Genomic DNA, 301 nt, shown 5'->3' on the forward strand with positions numbered 1-301 from the left:
GAGAGCCACCTGTCCGCCGCTCTGGCCCGCTCGGCGCGTCTGTCTGCGCTGGCTCGAGGCCTCGACGTGTGCGCGATGGGCGCAGCCGTCATCGGCGCTCTGCTGATCGGCATTCCACAGACCACATCGGGCGCTCTCGCTCAGGTACTCCTCGCCGTCATCGTCCTTGTCCCACTGTCGTCTTTCGAGGGAGTCGCCGAGCTAACCCCCGCCGCTGCACAGTTGGTGCGAAGCGCCCAGGCTGCGACCCGCATCTGTGCCCTTCTCGAGGATGAAGCAACCCCTGAGCCGCACGACATTC

At 66.8% G+C, this 301-nt stretch carries 1 pseudogene; it reads left to right on the forward strand.

From position 1 onward, the window contains the following. Positions 1–301, forward strand: a pseudogene (locus tag QP415_RS11355) (thiol reductant ABC exporter subunit CydC); the annotation flags it as partial.

It is taken from the genome of Pauljensenia sp. UMB3104 (genome assembly GCF_030217285.1).
Classification (GTDB): domain Bacteria; phylum Actinomycetota; class Actinomycetes; order Actinomycetales; family Actinomycetaceae; genus Pauljensenia.